Raw genomic sequence first — 20,116 nt, 5'->3', positions numbered from 1 at the left:
ACTTAATGTCGGATTGGGGGAACTTGTACATCCTGTTCATCCATTAGTGAAATCTGAAGCTCGTGCTCATAATTAATGGAGGCATAGAAAACGTGGTCTAAATTGTCAATATTCCTGTAGGATAATTGTTCCATCAACCAGCTTTTATCCAGATTTAAACGGTGCAGTACACCAGAATATATATTTCCCTCTACAATAACTGGAAAGGTTATCGATGAGGTAGTTTTGACAATGTCCAAATCTTGTGCAGTAACTGGATTATTTGATGCTTTTTTCAATACACTTAGTGAACCATTCGCTTCAATGATTGCCGTCTCGACTTCATTTAAGTCAAATACATTCTTCTCGCGCAGCATCTGCAGGATATTGTCAATGGAATAACGCATCTGCTTCATGTTTTTATGCAACAGTTTGCCATCCTGTACAACGATAGTAGGTTCGAAAGTCAGCAGTTTGCCAATTTTTCGGTTGGAAATTTTCCATTTAGCTACAACTTTTTGAAGTATAGCGATAGCAATAATTGCAAATGCAGTTGGAAGATGGTGTATATTCGGATCTGCTATGTCAGCACCTACCACAGCACCCAAAGTTACGATAATCAGAAAATCAAATATTGGTAACTCCCCTATCGCACGTTTACCCATAAAGATTGTTACAAAGAGCAGTAATGGCAAAATGGTAACAATCCTGCCAAGAATGATAAGCAAATCTTTCAATGTTTCCAGCATGGCTATACCCCTTACTCATACTCTATTCTGCAATAGATTTTGGTTAAAAATATGATACTAGCATTCTTTCCTGCAATAGCCCTATTCATACATCTTTATAGAAGATTCATAAAAGCGTCTATCAGCCATAGACTAACCAACTGTGTTATCATTGTTATGCTTAAAGTAGGAGGCGTAGCAGATGGGCGATAAGAAGGGAATTTTATTTGTATTAATAGGTGCAGGCAGTTTTGGGTTTACGCCGGTTTTTGCCAAATTAGGATTCAGCAACGGCTATACACTCGGGCAAATAAATATTGTCCAAATGCTTATATCCCTTTTTTTACTGTGGGGCATTGTTATAGCAAAGGGCTCATCATTCAAGGGATTAAACAAAAAGAACATGAAACAGATTATGATAACGGGCTCATTTGTCGGACTAACGAGCATTTTTTACTATGGGTCAATGATATTCCTCCCTGCTTCCTTAGCAATTATATTATTATTTCAATTCGTTTGGATTGGAATCCTATTTGAATGGATTTTAAGTAAAGTAAGACCAGGAATGGTAACATTAGCGGCAATGGCTCTGATATTAATTGGTGTGTTTTTTGCCTCAAATATTTTAAATGGCAGTCTGGAAAAATTGCCCGCGATGGGGTTTGTATTTGGTATTCTTGCGGCATTTACATATGCAGGATTTATTAATTTCAGCGGAAAAGTTGCAACAGAGGTTGATCCCTGGGTCCGTAGTTCGTTGATGGTTACAGGTTCTACCGTACTGGTACTTTTGATTTTCATAAGGGATATACCGTCTATCCCAGTGACTGATGGGTCTCTATGGATGGTAACTGTGGGGGTTGCCCTATTTGGGTCTGTTATGCCACCATTATTTTTCGCGCTTGGAGCGCATCTGATTTCAGGTGGTCTCGTCAATATACTTAGTTCATTTGAATTACCAGTAGCTATTATATCGGCGAGTATCATACTTTCCGAATCCATCACACTTGTACAATGGGTGGGTACATCGTTGATTATTCTTGCTATTATCTTGAATGAATTAGGGAATATGCGGGTTAACAGTAGAAAACACTCAGCAAGTGACTAGGACATAATCCTTCATTTAAAGACTCTAGAACAAATTTCTGCATCTCCCAATGGTCGGGTGCTGCTCTCTCCCGTTTGAGTGTTGCTCTCTCCCGTTTGGGTGCTGCTCTCTCCCGTTTGGATGCTGCTCTCTCCCGTTTGGGTGCTGCTTTCTCCCGTTTGGGTGCTGCTCTCTCCCGTTTGGATGCTGCTCTCTCCCGTTTGGGTGCTGCTCTCTCCCGTTTGGGTGCTGCTCTCTCCCGTTTGGATGCTGCTCTCCTTCTGGAGTCCAATTATCCACAGCACTTAAATTTATAATTTCCTATCCAATGAAAAAACCAATCGCCGGATAATGACGATTGGTTTTTCATGCTTATACTGATAATATATTCGACGCGATTTGACAAAAACCGGGGAGTTACAGGCACCACTATACGGTTTTCTTCTCTTTGTTTTTCTTGATTTGTTTGCTTCGGAGCTGTCCGCATGCTGCGTCAATGTCTGCTCCGTTTTCCCAGCGAACACCACAGTTAATGCCGTTTTGTTTCAATGTTTCATAAAACGCCTGAATTGTTTCTGAATCACTACGCTGATATTGGTTATCATCAACTGAATTATATGGAATTAGATTCACATATGTCAGGTGCTTCTTATCACCCAGCAGTTTAGCAAGCTGTCTTGCTTCAGTCTTGTGGTCATTTACATCCTTCAGCATGATATACTCATACGTTATGCGGCGATTTACTTTTTCCAGGTAATAATCAACAGAGTCCATGAGCTTCTCAATTGGAAATGCCTTGTTTATTTTCATGATTCGTGTTCTGAGTTCATTATTTGGTGCATGTAATGAGATGGCAAGGTTAACCTGTGTGCCTGCATCAGCCCAATCATAAATTTTGTTTGCAATACCACTTGTTGATACGGTGATATGTCTTGCGCCAATGCAAAGGCCTTTATCATCGTTCACGACATTGATGAAATCCATCAGATTTGTAAAGTTATCAAATGGCTCCCCAATTCCCATAACAACGATATGACTGACGCGCTCGCCTTCATCTTTTTCATCAAGATGCTTCTGTACATTCATGATCTGTTCGACAATCTCGCTACTGGAAAGATCGCGGCTCTTCTTCAATAGACCACTCGCACAAAATGTGCAGCCAATGTTACAGCCTACCTGTGTCGTTACACAAACAGACAAACCATAATTGAAACGCATTAACACCGTTTCAATAATATTACCATCTGACAGTTTGAATAAATATTTTATCGTACCATCAGCTGATTCTTGCTTGATTTCCTCTGACAATGTGTGAAGAACGAAATTCTCTTCTAGAAGTGCGATCGTTTCCTTGTTCACATTTTTCATCTCAGAGAACGCTGTGACGCGTTTTTTATAAAGCCAGTTCCACACCTGATCGGCACGGAATCGCAGTTGACCATTATCCATTAACCAGTCTGTTAATTGTTCATATGTTAGTCCATAAATGGATGTTTTACTCATTTTGTACCCTCATTTCAAACATTGCAATTCTTATATTGTACTATATTACTGCATCAATCGCAACGTCGCAAATACAAACATTCTAATCATCGCTTCAGGGTTACAAGATTGATTTCCGGTGGATTAAACAAACGAAACTTTAAAAAAGATAAAGCATCACTGCTTCCTAATCCTGCGCTGACATATTGCTTTGTTTGCTTATACTCCCACAGTCCTTTTACACGATCGTTTGATGGGAAAAAACTGCTTGTATTCCATGGCTCTGGAACGAAAACTGCCCCAACAAATGGCAGTCGAAACTGTCCCCCATGATAATGTCCTGCCATTATCAGGTCATAGTCCCTCCAAATTGTTTTTTCGTTATTTTGGATAAAATCAATACGGTTATCTGCCACTGGATAGTGGTTAAGTGCAATTACAACATCCGCTTCCTTTATATCATTAAGGATTTTCATCTCCTGCCATAACTGTTTTTGATATGTAAGATAGTTCTCATTTGAATGATACGGTGGTGTGACAATTCCTTCACTTGATCCCACATATTCAGGACTGCTTATTATCGACAACTCGAAGTTAACAAAATGAATATTAGCCTCTTCCAGTTTAACCGTTTCAACAGACTCTAATAATTCAACGCCTCTTTCTTCCATACCTTTAACGAACTCACTTTTTTCAATGCCCGGGGTAAATTGATAACTATAGGGGTCATCGTTCCCTGGCACGTACCAGGCATTTTGTTTATCTGTTATACCATCAATTATTGAATAAAAAGACTTGTAATTCGTGCTTTCTGTGCTGTCGAGAATATCTCCTGTAAAAACAATCGCATCATAGTCAATTTCATTAATAGCATCGATTAAGCGCTTCTGATTGTTGCCGAATTCTTTTTCCTGCAGGTCAGAAACCTGAAGAATCCGGAAGCCATCAAGCTCTTTTGGCATATTATTAATTGCGATATCTTTCTCTGTGACGGTAATTCGATTGTTATCCCAAATTATATAACCAATAAAGATGAAAATACCGAGTAAAACCCCTAGTAAGATCTTGCCTCCAATCTTCCTCAATGATAACCCGCCCCAATATTCATTATTATTGTGTTACTTCTGTCTGATTTTGCAATAAATAGCTGAATGTGCTTCTTTTTTCCCTGGCCAGCTCCGTAAATCCACCCTTTTGGATAACTTCCCCCTCGTCAAGTACAACAACCTGATCCGCATTCCGAATGGTCGACAAACGATGCGCAATTACGATAATGGTCATCTTCCCTTTAAGCCTATCCAGCGCTTCCTGGATTTTCGCTTCATTTTCCGTATCAAGTGCACTTGTCGCTTCATCCAGCACAAGAATAGAGGGATTACGCAGTATTGCACGCGCCAATACAAGACGTTGACGTTCTCCGCCTGATAACTTAATCCCACGATCACCAATCAGTGAATCTATACCTTCTGGAAGTCCGTTGACAAATTCAGCAGCTGAGGAGAATTCCAATGCTTCCCACATTTGCTGTTCATTCGCGTCAGGTTCTACTAACAACAAATTTTCCCTTATACTCGTATTAAACAGAAACGGATCCTGTGGCACATAACTAATCGAGCGCCTTAATGATAGAAGGTTGTCACTCGTTAAGGGCACTCGATCAATTAACACCTGTCCCTTTTCGGCCTGGTTAAGACCCAACAGTAAATCGATTAATGTGCTTTTTCCTGCACCAGAACGTCCCACAAATGCGGTCATTTGATTGGAGGGGATGCTTAAGTTGATATTCTGCAACGCATAGTGGGGTTTATTTTGGTTATATCGGAAATAAACACCCTCACATTGCAAGCCTTCTCTAATAGCAAGACGCTGGACATTCTGATTCCCACCCATCGCAAATTCTCTAGCTGTCTCACATTCTTTCTGGAGCGCATTTACAGCTTTAAAGGACGGGATCGTCGTTGCAATTTGTTCCATGGAAGACTGGATTCCTGCAACTCTTGGCCAAAGCCTTGAAAAAATGACGATAATCAACATTAGTTGCGCTGCCTGTGCGCTAAACATGGTTACCGCAATATAAATAAATGCAGCAATTAGCACAGCAGATGCAATTTTATAATATAATTGCGAGGTTGATTTCAATCTCGTATAATCCACGTGCTGGTCTTGCATCTTTTCCGTTATCGAGCCGAACCAGTCTAATCTCGAATCTTCCAATGTATTACTTTTGATATCTTTGATCCCATTAACCTGATCGGTAATACCTGAAAGATAACTTCTTCCGAGTTCAAAGTTCATTTTCCCTAAAGCAAGCGATCGTTTAAGAAACTTCCGGTTAAAAAAGATAAGTACTAATCCACAAAGTAAAACAAATACTGTAATATTCGGTGATAGCCAGAATGCAAGCCCAATTTGGATTAACGTAAACACAAGTGACGCAGCAAATTGTAAAAATGAATATGTACCCGCACTGGCACGTGCTATTTCTGCTGTTAATATATTGATTAGGTCAGATTTTCGTTGCTTAATAAAAAAATCCCAGTTTGCATGAAGTAACGATCGATAAGTCTCCATCCGCATATGCCTTAAAAAACCTTGCTGTATAACTGTATTTTTAACGGTTAATTGCCTGTTCATAACATTTTGTCCAACAACAACAAGCACAAATATCGCTAAAATTAACGGCAAACCAAATGAACTTGGAATATCCTGCAGAAAACTAAACATGCTTAATAATGGCGATCCTCCAGCATCCATATCGACTATCCCACTCATACTAATTAAGGGAATCAATAAAATTATTCCAATCCCTTCAAGCAACCCTATACCTATCATTGCAAAGAGGTTAATATACAGGATTTTACCAGAATACGCATGAATTTGTTTTAAAAAGTAAATGACATGTTTCAATTGAAAGTCCCCCTAGGGTAAAGCATGCTTTCTTGTTTTTCTCCAAGCCCACAACAACGGACGCAACGGAAAATAAAGAAAATGAAATGCCTTTGGTAATGGTAAAGTGTTCTCATCTTCTGGATATGGATAAAGAAAGCTCACAATGAAAATTATTTTTTGCTGTGTACTCATTAACGAGAATAAATAATGTTTATGATAGCTGGCAATGGCTTCAGGTACAGGATCGGTATGTAAGTTGACCTGTTGTTTATAATAAAACAGCGCCTTTTGCGCTAATTCCTTTGGGCAAGTATGATTGGTTAATGCTTTCATCCCTCTCGTAAGCTTTGTATCTAGCAGCTGTTCCACTAAAATTAGCGCTTGGCCTCCAGATTGATGTGTGTGGTATTTTTTTAATAAACGATTGGTTAACGGCCAATCCATTTGCTGATTCAGTAAATTATGAATGTCGACCAGCCATCGCATACGGGACCAGCCATGACGCGCCCCATGAGACACAAGGAATAAAAACATGTCTTCTTTGCTGAGAATATGAACTGGAAAACTGGTAAGATTGCTAATACACGTTCGCTTCCACAACTCATTAAAACTCGGTTCCTTTCCTGGTCCAGGATTCAGTCTCCAATGTACTTCAAGCTTAATCTTTTTTTGCGGGTGAAAAAAGGTAACATGATGATGCCGCCACTTCCAGTCATTCAGCACCGTTTGGATATAGTCATCCTTTTGATACCCTTGTTCTGCTAAAAGTGTTTCTGCCTTTTCAAGTTGATTAATTGGAATCAGCATATCCAAGTCACTTGAGGTACGAAGCGAAATGTCACCGTATAGCTCATGCGCAAGAACAGGCCCTTTCAGGAAAATCAGTGGAATGTCGTCGTCAGCAAACATTCTACCCACCCGCTCCATTTCACCACTTAAGTAAAGCATCTGAAATGTGTTTTGTTTATATTGCTTGTTGAGGAATTTTTTTACATGATGAGGAATTATATCGTCATCCAGCTGTTTTAGCTTGGAACTTAACACTGGATAAACACGGTGATGCATCGTTAAATCAATGAATTGTTCCCAATCGATAGCTGTTAACAGTTCAGGATTTTGTGTTATAAGCTGAGCAGGTGAATCGCTTTTTAGCAACGCAAAAATAAGCTGTAATTCCTTTGGTATAGCTGTTAGATCAAGCTTGAACTTATTAACCATTGGTAGTTATCCTCCCTGCTCAAACACTTTTGGCAAACTTACTGATAACAGTAAAACGTTCCATTCCTTCAGAACCCGTAATGTATAATGGGCCACTTCGCAGCCATGCATGTGCGATTAATTGGCCTGTCTCATCCTTTGCAGTGCCAAGATAAAGTGTGCTTGCGATTTTCCGTCGTTCCAGCATTTTCATTGCAGCAATTGCTTTAACTAGACACTGACTCTCCCATAACGTGTAACGGCTAGTGATCTGAATAGTCTGGGATATATGTGCCAAAAGGGCTTTATTTTCTGTTTGCAGCGTAAACGGTGTCTCTACCATAATATCCCCCAGTGAAGGTGCAACTTTAGCAAATGGAAGAGCTTTGAGAATACGCGCCCATCCTAAATAAAAATAAGACTCAAATAAGAGCAGCTTCGACTGTCTATTTAATTTTAAAAAAACACCTAACTTCTTCATAAGGGTCGTTCCTTTCTTAATTAGGCTGCGTCCACTATGCCTTCCTCTAGTAAAAGGGTTAAAAAGGACAGGACCTGCTCTTCACATTCACTATATTCGACATCATACTGTTCGGTTAAAGCAGCAATCAGATTCTGAACGATGATTGGCTCCTTTATTAGCTCCCATATCTCGCCGCCCATTTCACCCAGATTATAATACTTGCCATTATGAATACTCAGCATCACTTTTTCTCCATCCATATCACTTACGATGTTCCCTTCTTTTTGGCTAACCATATGGTGAAGCGAAAGGCTTTTTTGTTTAATCATACAATCTCCTCCTTCTTGTTAACTCTAGTTAAAATGAGGCTCGCTAACTTTTCGGCTGTAAATTGGGAATTCGGCCGAATCAACCGGTGAAAATCCATCTTATTTACCATGTTTGCGGAAGTACTGAAGTGCCAATCCATCATACCTGAACGAGAAATCAGGAAATTTCGATATGTATGGTGAAATAATGTAGGGAACCGTTCCAGTTTCTTTATTGGTGTAACCTCAATCTCATTAACATCTGATCTGTTTAGTTCAAAAATACCTGCTAAAGGAACTGGTTTATCAGCAAATTGCTCATGAACTGGAACAGCAAATTTAGTCTCTCTATCTATTATTGGCCGAAGCTCTTCTGAATTAATTCCAAACTGATCCAGACTCTCCTGCCACAATTTCTGCTGCGGATATGCTGGGGTGACGATCGGGATATTCTCTTCAGAAAGGGTCACCGGAATCACGTCATCACTTAAAAGCTGATACCCTCGCTTTAATAATGCTGAAGCAAGTGTTGATTTTCCAGCACCAGAATCACCAACAATTGCATATGCCTTTCCATCGATTACTAGTGCACTGCCGTGTAATGGGAGAACCATTCTTTGCATGAGTAAAGCCCCCATGCAGGTGCCGAGAATATAAAGACGTATTTGATCTTCCTCTGAACCCTCGATGGGTGAAACGAAAATCTCCCGTCCGTTTTTAATTAAATAAATAGCCGTATCCGGCACATGAAACATAGTGAAGTCCTTCTCCACCACAAAATATCTATCAGTCTCGGAAAGTTCAGACCACAATCCTGTTAAATCAGCTTTATGAACCTTCACACTGGCTAGATGCTCTTCCATGTCTATTTGCGGCAATTCCGGTAAAAAAAATTCACTGAAAATGCTTAAGCCAAAAGCTTTGTATGTGAATTTTTTTAGCGTGTTAATCATCATGTGAGTTCCCCCATTTTTATGGTGGCCCTTATACCTTGTGAAAGTATAAGGGCCAGTTTTCTTAAGTAGTGATCCTAACTACCATTCAAACAACTGGCATTAGATCTTCCTTCATGTGTTTCATCCAGCCCATCCGAAACATCAAAACAATCAGCATTTGCGTTCCCTGGTCCATTCATGGTCATGCTAACATCAAGCACCTCAAGCATTGGTTGTTTCCATACTTTTTTCACGTAATCACCTCCTTCTTAACTTAATTGCTTAATAAATCGGGAAAAGATCAAACTTCGCGTCAACATCTTAAAATCTGTTTCAAACAATAATTCTTGCTTTGGCTCATTTCCTATATTTGATAATGCTTCTTTAATGACCTTCCCGTTTATAAACTGGTTAAAGTTACTGTCTTTAGAAAGCGCATGTAATTCGTTAATTAAACTATTCCAATCAGCTTTCATTCGGTGTACGACATCAGCTCCCTGGATCCCGCGTTTCTTCTGATTCAGCCTTACCTCATCAGGCAGGTAATCCTTCATAGACCTCCGAATGATTGATCTTTCCAGACCACCTGTTACATACTGCTCATTTGGTAGCGCCAGACAAAAGCGAATGACGTTTAGATCGTTGGTTGGATCACGATTCCATATTCCATATCGTAAGGATAGCTTTGTTTCAGCCACCCCACTTTTATTCCAAGCAAATAGCTGTTTATAATAATTATTTCTATATTTTGTTAGATTAGTAGGGTTGCTGTACAAACTGAATCCATTAGCTTCAAGTTTCTCAAAAACATTCGTATTTTCTGCAAATGATGAATTTATAAATACAGGGAAATTATCATTATGTTGTTTCTTCTTTGTCACTAATGAGCGCATTGCTCTTTTAGCTACAAATGGAATTACTACAGACTTTCCAGTATTATAATTAGCACAGTATGCGTCTAATTCGTTATAAAGGCTGATCCACCTTAACTTCTTAAACATATCTGTATAAAAATCGTACGTTAATTTCATGGACCCCCATGAAATAGAGTGATTTCCTCTTGCCCCGTTTAGCATCACTTTTATCCCTTTTTTCTGGGCATGTTCATTTATTCCTTTTAACCAAAAAGTATTTTCAAAAAACTTATAAGGCATCTCCATAATTTCGAGAAAATCATCGACTTCTGATAATGGGCTTACACCATCGAAACTTAAATAGTCATCCGATATATTACCTACATGATTTACAGTTTCCTTTATATACGGACTTTCATCAGCTACATAGTAATTGGGAGTCCAATCTTCAAAAGAATCTTCGGGAATATAACTAAAAGTATGTAAACGTTTGTTTTCCTTTTTAAGTTCTGGTGCTGCAAAGCTGACAACAGAGCCAGAATCCAGTCCTCCACTTAAGTGTGAACCAACCTCACCATGCGTACGAACTCTAGCTTTTACTGCCCTCTGAAACACGTCCCGAAATGCTTCCTCATATTCCTCGTTGGACTTAAGCTTAAGTGTTTCATTCACTTCAATCGTGCAATATCTTGAAAGCAAAACCTTACCATCCTTAACCGTTATGCTATGTGAAGGTGGGATTTGTTGGATATATGTATAAACTGTCGAAAACATATCAACCGCTTCAACCATCGTTGGGATTGCTATAAATTCAGCAAGCCACTCTTCATTCAGTTTCTTGTCAACATACGGTAAAGTGAATAATGGTTCTATCGTTGTTGAAAAGGCAAACCTGCCTTCGTTACGGTAGAAATAAAGAGTCCTGGCGCCTGAAAAATCTCTGGCACCAAATAACTTATTCTCTTTTTCATCCCATATCATGAATGCGAAGTCACCAAGCAGCTTCTTTGGTGCTTCTTTCCCCCATTTGTAATACGCCAATAGAATCAAGTGGCTATCAGGCATTGACTTTCGTTGTTCTTGATCAACCTGTAGCATAGTAAACAACTCATCCCGATTATCGATAATGGCATCAGCAGTAATTGCTAGCTGTCTTTCATAGTCGTAATATGGCAACTGCTCGCCAATTGACTCTGGTGTTATCCACTGGGCATGGCACCCTAGGAAAATAGTATCGTTTTTCCACGTGTTAATATTGTCGGAGGGGTATTGTGAGAAGGATTTCATTAAGTTATTCGTATGGTCATATGGTATAGGGTCTCTGTTGGCATGAAAAATTCCAGTTATTGCACTCATTTGGTCCTCCTTCGTCCTTTATATAGAACAAATCAGTCAAAAAAATTCCTTAGAACATAAAAATGACCTCTCTTTATGTATTCTTTATTAAGAACATTAATTAATTTATACCACCTTTTTCACCTCATGTCAATGGTAAAAAAAGTTGTAAGCACTTATAACTTTTTAACAATATAAGTGCTTATCAACATTCAATCTTTGCTAACTAAGAGTTATGTCTTCAAATGGAGTACCCGCTTCAAAAGCAGCATCAGTATATTCCCCATCCACACCAAGCATAGTCTGATTTACATCCAATACCTCGAGTACAGGTCTTTGCCAATCCTTTTTCAAATCACCACCCCCTTTCAGGTGAATTTCTTTATAAACCTAGATACAATTAAACATCTCATTAGAGTTTTATAACTTGGATCAGTCGCATTTTCGGTTTTCATTTCACCTTCAATACTTGAAAGTGCACTCTTAATGACGCTCCCGTCAATATATTTTAAAATTCTTCCATCACTGCTAATCTGTTTTAACTCTTCAATAGCGACGCTTGAATTTCGAACCATTCTATGAACCCAATCAGCTCCTTGAATACCACGATACCGTTGGTTTAGCCTTACTTTATCAGGGAGTAGATTCTTTGTAGAGTTTCGTATAAGAGCGCGATCAAGCCCATTCTGAACATATTGACCCTCAGGAAGGGATAAACAAAACCTGATAACACGTATATCATTAGTCGGGTCACGTTTCCACAGCGAATAACGTAACGACAGTTTGGTGGACAATGTATTCGTTGCGTTCCAATAGAATTCATTTTCAAAATGTCTTTTTCGTTGAACGTATATATTTGATGCGCTGCCTCTACCTATACCTTTCTCTTCAAGCCCTCTAAAAACATCTGTTTCCTCTGCAAATTCCGGACTGATTAATAGAGGAAGTTTATAAGAAGTTTTTGAAGAAAAAAATTGATTGATAACTGGAAATCCGATTTTTGCGATTCGTGGTAATCTTCTAAGCCTCGCACCACCAACATTATCACTATAGTGGTTTAGTTCCTGAAACAGTGTAACCCACTTTACTTTTTTTAATAGCAAAGCGTAATAATCTAATGGGGATCCCCATGAAACAGAAAAATTCCCTCTATCACCATTAAGTAATACACCTATTCCCTCTTCATGAGCTTTTTCCGCCATCCCCTTTAACCAAAAAGAGTTTTCAAAAAACTTATATGGCATTTCCATCATATTTAAAAAGCTGTCAATCTCTGAATAGGAATCTCTCCCGGGTAAATTTAGGTAGTGGTCTTTTATTCCACCTACATGTTCAACCGTTGAACGAATAAACGGCCTCTCATCAGGCAGTAATTGTTTAGGAGTAAAATCCATAAAATCATCTGGAGGGAAATAGCTAAAACTGTTTAGACTTTGACCTCGCTCTTGCAATGTTTTTGAAGCAAAACCAGCAACTGCCCCCGAATCTAAACCACCGCTCAACTGTACACCCACTTTTCGATTTGTACGTAAACGAGAAGTAACAGCTTCTTGAAATACTTCTTGAAAAGCCTCAACATATTCTTCAGTTGAACTCAATTTTAATTGCTTATTAGGAAACAACTTACAATATCTTCTAAACTTAACTTTATCCTTATAAACAGAAATTGTATGAGATGGCGGTATCTGCATAATACTTTTATAAGGAGTTATCGAAGCATCTGCCGTATCAAACATTCCATGTATAGCTAAATATTCAGCAAGCCATTGTTCATTCAATTCCTTTTCTATGTATGGTAAAGATAATATAGGTTCTATTGTTGTACAAAAAACAAATCTCTGCTGAGAATTGCTATAGTAAAGGGTTCTAGCTCCTGAAAAATCTCTAGCACCAAAAAGCATTTGCTTCCGTTCATCCCAAATCATAAAAGCAAAATCACCAATTAAATGATTAGGAGTATCCTCTCCCCATTTATAGTAGGCAAGTAAAATTAACTTGCTATCTGGCATGATTTTTCCTTCTTCTTTATCGATTTGCAATTTCTGAAACAATTCTTGTCGATTGTCAATAATAGCATCAGCTGTTATTGATAATTGCCGCTCATAGTCATAGTAAGGTAGCTGCTCCCCAAATGATTCAGGTGTTATCCACTGGGCGTGACAACCTAAAAATATATTCTCTTTTTGCCATATTTGAACATCATCCGCAGGGAATTTCTGCAGTGAATTCATCATGCTAAGACTATGCTCTCGTGACACAGGTTCTTCGTTTATATTATAGATCCCAGCGATTGCGCTCATAGCTTCCTTCCTCCAGTACATTTAGTCTTAATTGAGAACATAACAATTAAATTCAAATCCTTAAACGTTCAAAATAGTTACAGTATTGTTCCTTATGAAGAACAATACTGTAACTATTTATATAAAGCAACAGCTAAATTTGTCGTTTATTAAGAAACTTTGCGTTTTCTAAAGCTATGATTAAGAGAAAGCTGAACAAAATGCTTATCAATAATCCTTGCAAGTGGATCATTAATGATATTGATAACAAAGGAGGTAACGAGACAAAGGAGCACAAGCCAACTAAATATCAAAATAGGATAGTAGGGCGCAAAAACTGCCACTTTAAAAAATGATATATAAAAGAACATGTGCGTTAACCAAATATTTAATGAATGACGTCCAAAGAAGGCAAATCCTTTTTGTACAAATTCTTTCTTATCCATAAGGCAAAAAATACAAATAAACAAAATAGCCGTAAATGGAGCAACAAACATAGTCTCAAAAATTCCATGAAAAATAACCAGAATGATCACACCCAAAACACACAACGTATTTTTAAATTTAATATCATTAATGGTGTTGTAGAGCTTAGAATATATTTGTTCCTTAGCAAAAATAATACCTATTATGAAGGCGAGTTGTGATGTACCCAGTAAAACGATAGCGTTATTAAGCATGGTCAATATCGTACTATCAAATTCGATTACAAACTTTATTCTTTGTATATAAGTAATTAAGTAGATAAATCCTGAAACCATAAGAACAATAATAGAATTATTTCGCTTAACCAATTTAATTAATGGCGCTGCCATAAGTACTAATAGGACATACGTCTGTAAGTACCACCATGCCCCATTATATGAATTAGACAGTAAAGAAAAGTTAAGCAAAAATTGGCTGATCCCTCCAGGAAATGCTTCCATTTTGCCAATGAGAAACCCAATACCCATAAACATAAACAATATAATCCAAAAATTGATTAATAATTTCAATATTCGCTTTATGTTTTTGTTCAAAACATTTCCTTTTGCTAGGCTAATAGTAAGGCCATACCCACTGACAAATAAGTGAATTGGGACACAGGCATCTCCAAATAGACCAATATAGTAAACAAGCGGTATATCGTTTATCATTGGAAAAGTTTCGTATAACCCATCAATATCCTTTCTTGCAAATAAATGAAGGGATAGCATAAATAAAATAGCTATCCCTTGAAGCATCTTCATATCCCTTTTTGAAAATTCCACGGCATTCAATCCTTCTGCGTAAATTCACCTTAAATTCTGGCGTTTGCTAAAATATTTTCCATCATATTTTTATTCGGGTAATCTGATTCTCTAAACTGGTCAATCACATCATGTTCGTTATACTTAACTCTAACAATAGACACTTGAAAACTATCCTTATCAACACCCACCACAACATATGAAGCCATACTCAGGCCGTCAAACGGTAATCCGACACTCCCCGTATTCACAATACATTTCCCGTTTATATTCCGAATATAAGGCTTATGAATATGCCCATATATATATAACTCAGCATCTTGTTTCATTAATTTTTCCACTAGGAGATCATCATGCTCAGATGGTTGAACAACATCAAACAAACTTAATGGCGTCGCATGGAATGCATGAATTTTGAAGTTACCGTACTCTAGATTTAACTCTGTTGGAAGCTGACTAAGATAATCGATGCTATCCGAATTAAGCTTAGAGTAAGTCCAGTCTCTTTCCTTATTCATTATTTCGAATGCCTGTTCAGGTACCTCACCGTTTTGAACGCCACGAACTACCCATTCATCGGCATTTCCTTTTATAACTTCCGTATTCAATGACCTTACTAATTCTAGTGAACGCTTTGGCTCTGGACCTCTATAGCACAGATCGCCAAGGACATAAATCTTATCAATATTCTTTCCCTTTATGTCATCTAGAACGGCATCCAAAGCAATCGCATTGCCATGGATATCTGAGATAAATGCTAGTTTCACTGTTATCACCTCTTCTATATTTTTTATTACACGGTACGACTTTTTAATTCAACGGATTTATTCTCAATTTTTTTGTAACTTTCTTTTCTGCCATTAAATAACAGATTTGATACAGGATGTTTTCGTAGCAATTCCCCTAGAATAATTGAAATTAATACACCACCAATCGTATTAACGATCCAATTGAATTCAATTCCTCCAAACAGAAAACGATCAACGTAACTTAAGAAAATAAACGAAACACCGACATGGAATATCAATATTGACAATGATCTACTGCCAATAAAAGTAAGTGGATTTACAATAAACCGGTATTTAGATGCCATTCTTACTAGACTTAATATTAGAATACTACCAGTTATCCCTCCAACATAGAACATTAATAGATTATTATAATCCCTTGTCGCTACGCTTACTATCTGGTTATAGTCAATAACTAAAGTGAAAATGAATATGAGTGCAATTCCTATTGTGTACATACTTATAGGTTTCATATTTTCCAACACTTTATGCTCCTTAAACTTTAAACCTACAAATAGAAACAATTGTACAGTAAATGCTATATCTAATCCCCACGGCAAAAACACAAGTTTACTTATTAAGTAACCAACCGACCCTAATATTAAGTAAACGCCAACTTGAGCACTTAAACTGCACTTATACCTCGTTAAAACTCTTTGCGTTAAACAAAATAATAATTGGGCGGAAAATAAACAGGTCAAATACCAAAGCGGGAAATTAATAAGTTGACCTACATTACCGTTTAACGAGCCTAACAGAGGTTCATACCAAATTATATTTTCTTTAAAACCTATTTGGCTAGCAGTAAGCCAATAAATATAAGAAAGCAGACAGGCAGAAAAATACGGAACTATTAAATTTACCAGACGCCTCTTAACCAGACCAGAAAAATTATATAAATATCTAGATGGGCTAAACAAGTAACCATTAACCATGAAAAAAAGAGGTATACAAAATAAACTTAATACCTTCCCTAAAGCTGAAGGCATGTCAGTATGAGCGGCTACAACTACTATAATTGATATTCCTCTGACCATATCAATTTGAGTTAACCTCTTCTTCATTGCATCTCTCCTCTAATACATCTTATTTTTATTAAATAGCAGTTTTTTTACCTTGATCCACTTGTTTCTTCGTTCTAAAATAATTTCTATACTTGACCCTTGTAACTAATAACCTTATTCCAAAAATAAATTTATTAAATAGTATAAAGAATTGATATGAGGTAAAGAACACCACAAGTGCAAATAAAAGATTAAATAAAATATTACTTCTCATATAATCCAGTCCGACAAAATTAATAGATAAAACCAGTACACTTATTACAAACAGATGAGCAACGTAAATTCCAACTGCATTTTTCCCCACTTTTGCTATAAATGAATTTTGGCCTATCGATGTATTTTTCAATGTTATAAATAAAAGACATAATGTTAAGGGGACAGTTGATAAGTAATAATCCCCAAAGGTCTGTTCACCGTCTAGCACGAATACGGTAAATAATCTCTCCATAACCTGAATTAATGAAAAAAGCAGGATTAAGTAAATAAAGTATCTAGATTTAACTCTACTGACTTTCTGCATAATCCATTTATAATGAAGGGCAATGTAGCAGCCAATGGACGTATAAAATACCCCAAAGAATAAAGCGTCTGTAGTATGTATTGGTAGGTGGAATATACTAGAATATGTTTGTCCAAACAGGCCAATTAGATTAAAGTTAGCACCCAAAATCAGCAGTACACCTAGCTTTCGAATTCTGATAAATACATATAAGATAACAATCGACCAAATCAATGCCGTCAAGTACCACAAATGATACGACGTCATCCCTTCTCCATAGTAAATGGCATCTATATTTACGTAAGCCTTTATGTATTTATTCAACTCAGAACCTACGTTTAACCCCATATAAATAGCTAATACAGCTCGTAAAATAAGATCATAAATCAGATAAAATAAGTACCATGTAAAAAACAACCCTATCAGCTTGAACATATAGCGGCTAAAATAGGCTTTTGGGGTAAGGTTATTCATCATTTTTTGGCCAAAATAGTATCCTGAAACAATAAAAAAGAAGGGGATTACCCATCTTGGAAAAACACCTATTATAAAAGCGATATGTTGACTGCTCTGCCAATCGTAGCCAAAAGTAACGGTGTGTAAACAGACAACTATAAATACCGCAAAAAATTTTACAACATCTATTGTTGTGTTTCTTTCCAAGTGAGCGCACCTCCTTCATAAAAAACAATGATTAGTTTACCAAGCTGCCAAAAGGCTTATTTATCAACTATTAATTGGCAACTTTTCAATCGTCTCAAGCCATGCTGTTAAGGCTAAACTCTCGGGCAGTTTAACATCATCGAACGTTATGATTTGCCCCTCTTCAACTGTTCGTTTCATGACTGCATTCACCAACAAACCAATCGGAACGTGATTTGGATTGGATACCATCTTAACGGCCTCACCTCTCACTTGAAAACTACCGATACCTTTTTCGATTTCCTCTCCAGGGTGAAGTGTCCTCTTTGCAATAGCTGCGACTCCTACAGAAGGATTTTCTCCATTGTTCAAGAGAACACCACCCCCATTAATAACCCGTTTAATTGTTTTCACAACTTCCAGGTGGCAGAGATGAAAGTTTTGCAGAATTGTATAAAATGGTCCTTCTCCCATCTTAAAATAACGCAGTGCATCCTGTTGACGGCTGTCGTGTTCTGCTGTGATAAATACACCCGGAGGAGCTTTAGGTGCTAACACAAATTCAGAAATAGGATATTCCAACTGTTTAGCCTCTTCAGCTAATTCGGCACCTATTTCATTTAAGTCATTTGAACTGGGTGCCAAAAGACCATCAACAGCAATGCCGGCACCCAAACCGTTAGCAACTAATGCCTGTTCAACCTGAACCTTTGTGCCATCCGTAAACGATATGGTCATGTCAAGACGAACACCATTCCTTTTTGAGAAATACTCCATATCCTCAAGTATTGGATCTAGTTTTAGAAACCCTTTAATATTTCCATATACTAATGGTTTGAATCCCATTCCTACTACATTCTCATGTAATGATGCCAGGCATCCTGGTTGATCTCCCTCTGCTTCAGTAATGAATCCTCTCTTTGCAAAATATGAACCAGTTGTCACTTGAAGTTCAGCATTCATTGTTATAACAGGCAAGGAAGCTTTAATTGCCTGATTAATAACTTCAGTTCCATAAATAACATCACCGCTGCATTCGACTACTAAGTCACAATTACCAATAAAATCCTCTACGGAATTTGTAAGTGTTTCAGGAAAGGGATAATCATTCATAGTAGTAAAATCACGGCGCGTGAGAACTTTTGCTAAACTTAATTCAGATTGTTTTTCAACCTCCAACGCTATCCCTTTACCAATCAACCCTGTTCCAGCAATACCTACTCGCGTTATTTTATCCATTAATTAGCCTCCTAATAAAAGTGTCTTTCTCAATAAAGAACAATCAGAATTAAAAAAACACTCCCCGACTCCGGTGAGCTAAACTTAAATGGTCATTTTTTGGTATTTCTAAAATGCCTCCATACATATCAACCTGCTTCATTATCTCCTGCCATTTAATTAATTCCTTATACCAATTTAGCGTTATCGTCTGCTCCGTCTTTTCAAGGGTTCCAGCTTCCAACTTCTGATAAATTTGAAGTGCCCCATCTGCCGCTGTATAGTTAGCCTCCCAATTCAAAGCGTTTTCGATCTTCTCAAAATTAACACGATAAGAGCGCTGGTCTGGTTCGCCATACCACTCAATCTTCACATCAATTGGCAATGAAGCTGCAATTTCCTCCGCTAGCGGCCCTAATTGATAATTATTTCGCTTAGATCCTACATTAAAAATCTCACCATTAACGATATGAGCATCTGCTTCTAACAACAGGCACATTACCTCTGTCGTATCTTCCACATGTACCATTGGCCTCCATTGTGACCCATCCCGCATTAAAGGAATAATCCCATTTTCCCATGCACCATAAGTCATCCCATTTACCGCTAAATCGAACCTCATTCTTGGTGAGTAACCATATACAGTTGCTTGCCGCATCACAGTCACCGTAAAGTTATCATCAGCTAATGGAAGGACCCCATTCTCAGCCTTTTCATTTGCTTTGGCATAGACTGTTAATGGATTTGTTTCAGAATACTCATCGACGATTGTATCCTTATCCTGAAACCCATAAATGCTGCAGGAAGAAGGCAATATGTATCGTTCTACGCCCATCTTTTTTGCAAGCATAGCCGCATTCACTCTTGCTGTATAATTCACTTCATACGTAACTTCTTTAAATAACTCCCCACTTGGATCATTTGAAATAGCTACTAAATCAATAACTGCATCAATATCTAAGAAATGCTCTTCTTTTAACCGTCTGCAATCCTCATGAATAATTGTTAAATTGGAATGAGGTTTCAGTTTGTCGACTCCAAAAAAGAAGCGGTCAATTACCGTAACTGTGTAATTATTTTCTAATAACTTCGGTACTAAAATACTTCCAATATACCCACCTGCACCTGTTACGAGCACAT

The 20,116-nt window shown here is 37.7% G+C and carries 20 protein-coding genes; 1 reads left to right on the top strand and 19 read right to left on the bottom strand.

What is annotated here, in order from left to right:
- Positions 1-2: 2 nt before the first annotated feature.
- The gene (locus tag ACE1TG_RS13260) at positions 3-728 is read right to left on the bottom strand and encodes a DUF421 domain-containing protein (RefSeq protein ID WP_375052871.1); all 726 of its coding nucleotides are present in this window, start codon (positions 726-728) and stop codon (positions 3-5) included.
- Between the two features lie 181 nt (positions 729-909).
- Here ACE1TG_RS13260 and ACE1TG_RS13255 point away from each other — a divergent pair, with 181 nt between their 5' ends.
- Entirely contained in the window at positions 910-1,815 is a 906-nt protein-coding gene (locus ACE1TG_RS13255; protein ID WP_375052870.1) for an EamA family transporter, read from the top strand.
- Here the strand turns inward: ACE1TG_RS13255 and ACE1TG_RS13250 are convergent.
- The 18 genes from ACE1TG_RS13250 to ACE1TG_RS13165 all read right to left on the bottom strand — a co-directional run bounded on the left by ACE1TG_RS13250 (position 1,784) and on the right by ACE1TG_RS13165 (position 20,114).
- Positions 1,784-2,086, bottom strand: a complete 303-nt coding sequence (locus ACE1TG_RS13250; RefSeq protein WP_375052869.1) for an internalin — start codon at positions 2,084-2,086, stop codon at positions 1,784-1,786. The two genes, ACE1TG_RS13255 and ACE1TG_RS13250, sit on opposite strands and share 32 nt — an antisense overlap.
- 137 nt (positions 2,087-2,223) lie before the next feature.
- Positions 2,224-3,297, bottom strand: a complete 1,074-nt coding sequence (rlmN, locus tag ACE1TG_RS13245) for a dual-specificity RNA methyltransferase RlmN (protein WP_375052868.1) — start codon at positions 3,295-3,297, stop codon at positions 2,224-2,226.
- An 86-nt stretch (positions 3,298-3,383) separates the two neighbouring features.
- A complete protein-coding gene (locus ACE1TG_RS13240; protein WP_375052867.1) occupies positions 3,384-4,361 on the bottom strand; it encodes a metallophosphoesterase in 978 nt (325 codons plus the stop codon).
- A 25-nt stretch (positions 4,362-4,386) separates the two neighbouring features.
- Positions 4,387-6,183: an ABC transporter ATP-binding protein gene (locus ACE1TG_RS13235; RefSeq protein WP_375052866.1), complete on the bottom strand. Its 1,797-nt coding sequence runs from the start codon at positions 6,181-6,183 to the stop codon at positions 4,387-4,389.
- Positions 6,184-6,195: 12 nt separating this feature from the next.
- Positions 6,196-7,383: a nucleotidyltransferase domain-containing protein gene (locus ACE1TG_RS13230; RefSeq protein WP_375052865.1), complete on the bottom strand. Its 1,188-nt coding sequence runs from the start codon at positions 7,381-7,383 to the stop codon at positions 6,196-6,198.
- 19 nt (positions 7,384-7,402) lie between these two features.
- On the bottom strand, positions 7,403-7,843 hold the full coding sequence (locus ACE1TG_RS13225; protein WP_375052864.1) for a lasso peptide biosynthesis B2 protein: 441 nt from the start codon (positions 7,841-7,843) through the stop codon (positions 7,403-7,405).
- A gap of 20 nt (positions 7,844-7,863) precedes the next feature.
- Positions 7,864-8,154 (bottom strand): lasso peptide biosynthesis PqqD family chaperone, encoded by a 291-nt coding sequence (locus ACE1TG_RS13220; protein WP_375052863.1) that lies wholly within the window; start codon positions 8,152-8,154, stop codon positions 7,864-7,866.
- The gene (locus ACE1TG_RS13215; RefSeq protein ID WP_375052927.1) at positions 8,151-9,086 is read right to left on the bottom strand and encodes an HPr kinase/phosphorylase; all 936 of its coding nucleotides are present in this window, start codon (positions 9,084-9,086) and stop codon (positions 8,151-8,153) included. The genes ACE1TG_RS13220 and ACE1TG_RS13215 overlap by 4 nt, the downstream gene beginning before the upstream one ends.
- Before the next feature lie 77 nt (positions 9,087-9,163).
- Positions 9,164-9,322: a paeninodin family lasso peptide gene (locus tag ACE1TG_RS13210; RefSeq protein ID WP_375052862.1), complete on the bottom strand. Its 159-nt coding sequence runs from the start codon at positions 9,320-9,322 to the stop codon at positions 9,164-9,166.
- A 15-nt stretch (positions 9,323-9,337) separates the two neighbouring features.
- On the bottom strand, positions 9,338-11,278 hold the full coding sequence (locus ACE1TG_RS13205; RefSeq protein WP_375052861.1) for an asparagine synthase-related protein: 1,941 nt from the start codon (positions 11,276-11,278) through the stop codon (positions 9,338-9,340).
- Between the two features lie 201 nt (positions 11,279-11,479).
- Complete coding sequence (locus ACE1TG_RS13200) at positions 11,480-11,611, bottom strand: paeninodin family lasso peptide (RefSeq protein ID WP_375052860.1); 132 nt, start codon at positions 11,609-11,611, stop codon at positions 11,480-11,482.
- A 14-nt stretch (positions 11,612-11,625) separates the two neighbouring features.
- Positions 11,626-13,557 carry a lasso peptide isopeptide bond-forming cyclase gene (locus ACE1TG_RS13195; RefSeq protein WP_375052859.1) on the bottom strand — a complete coding sequence of 644 codons (1,932 nt, stop codon included), beginning with the start codon at positions 13,555-13,557 and terminating at the stop codon, positions 11,626-11,628.
- 149 nt (positions 13,558-13,706) lie between these two features.
- Entirely contained in the window at positions 13,707-14,786 is a 1,080-nt protein-coding gene (locus ACE1TG_RS13190; RefSeq protein WP_375052857.1) for an acyltransferase family protein, read from the bottom strand.
- Between the two features lie 29 nt (positions 14,787-14,815).
- A complete protein-coding gene (locus ACE1TG_RS13185; protein WP_375052856.1) occupies positions 14,816-15,532 on the bottom strand; it encodes a metallophosphoesterase family protein in 717 nt (238 codons plus the stop codon).
- A gap of 26 nt (positions 15,533-15,558) precedes the next feature.
- Positions 15,559-16,617, bottom strand: a complete 1,059-nt coding sequence (locus ACE1TG_RS13180; protein WP_375052855.1) for an acyltransferase family protein — start codon at positions 16,615-16,617, stop codon at positions 15,559-15,561.
- 31 nt (positions 16,618-16,648) lie between these two features.
- Positions 16,649-17,779 (bottom strand): acyltransferase, encoded by a 1,131-nt coding sequence (locus ACE1TG_RS13175; RefSeq protein ID WP_375052854.1) that lies wholly within the window; start codon positions 17,777-17,779, stop codon positions 16,649-16,651.
- A 63-nt stretch (positions 17,780-17,842) separates the two neighbouring features.
- Positions 17,843-18,997, bottom strand: coding sequence for an SAF domain-containing protein (locus ACE1TG_RS13170; protein ID WP_375052853.1), 1,155 nt, complete (start codon positions 18,995-18,997; stop codon positions 17,843-17,845).
- Positions 18,998-19,046: 49 nt separating this feature from the next.
- On the bottom strand, positions 19,047-20,114 hold the full coding sequence (locus tag ACE1TG_RS13165) for an NAD-dependent epimerase/dehydratase family protein (protein ID WP_375052926.1): 1,068 nt from the start codon (positions 20,112-20,114) through the stop codon (positions 19,047-19,049).
- Positions 20,115-20,116: the final 2 nt, after the last annotated feature.

The sequence above is a fragment of the Virgibacillus sp. JSM 102003 genome, from assembly GCF_041949995.1.
GTDB lineage: Bacteria > Bacillota > Bacilli > Bacillales > Amphibacillaceae > Lentibacillus.
This window is presented reverse-complemented; position numbering and strand designations above follow the sequence as displayed.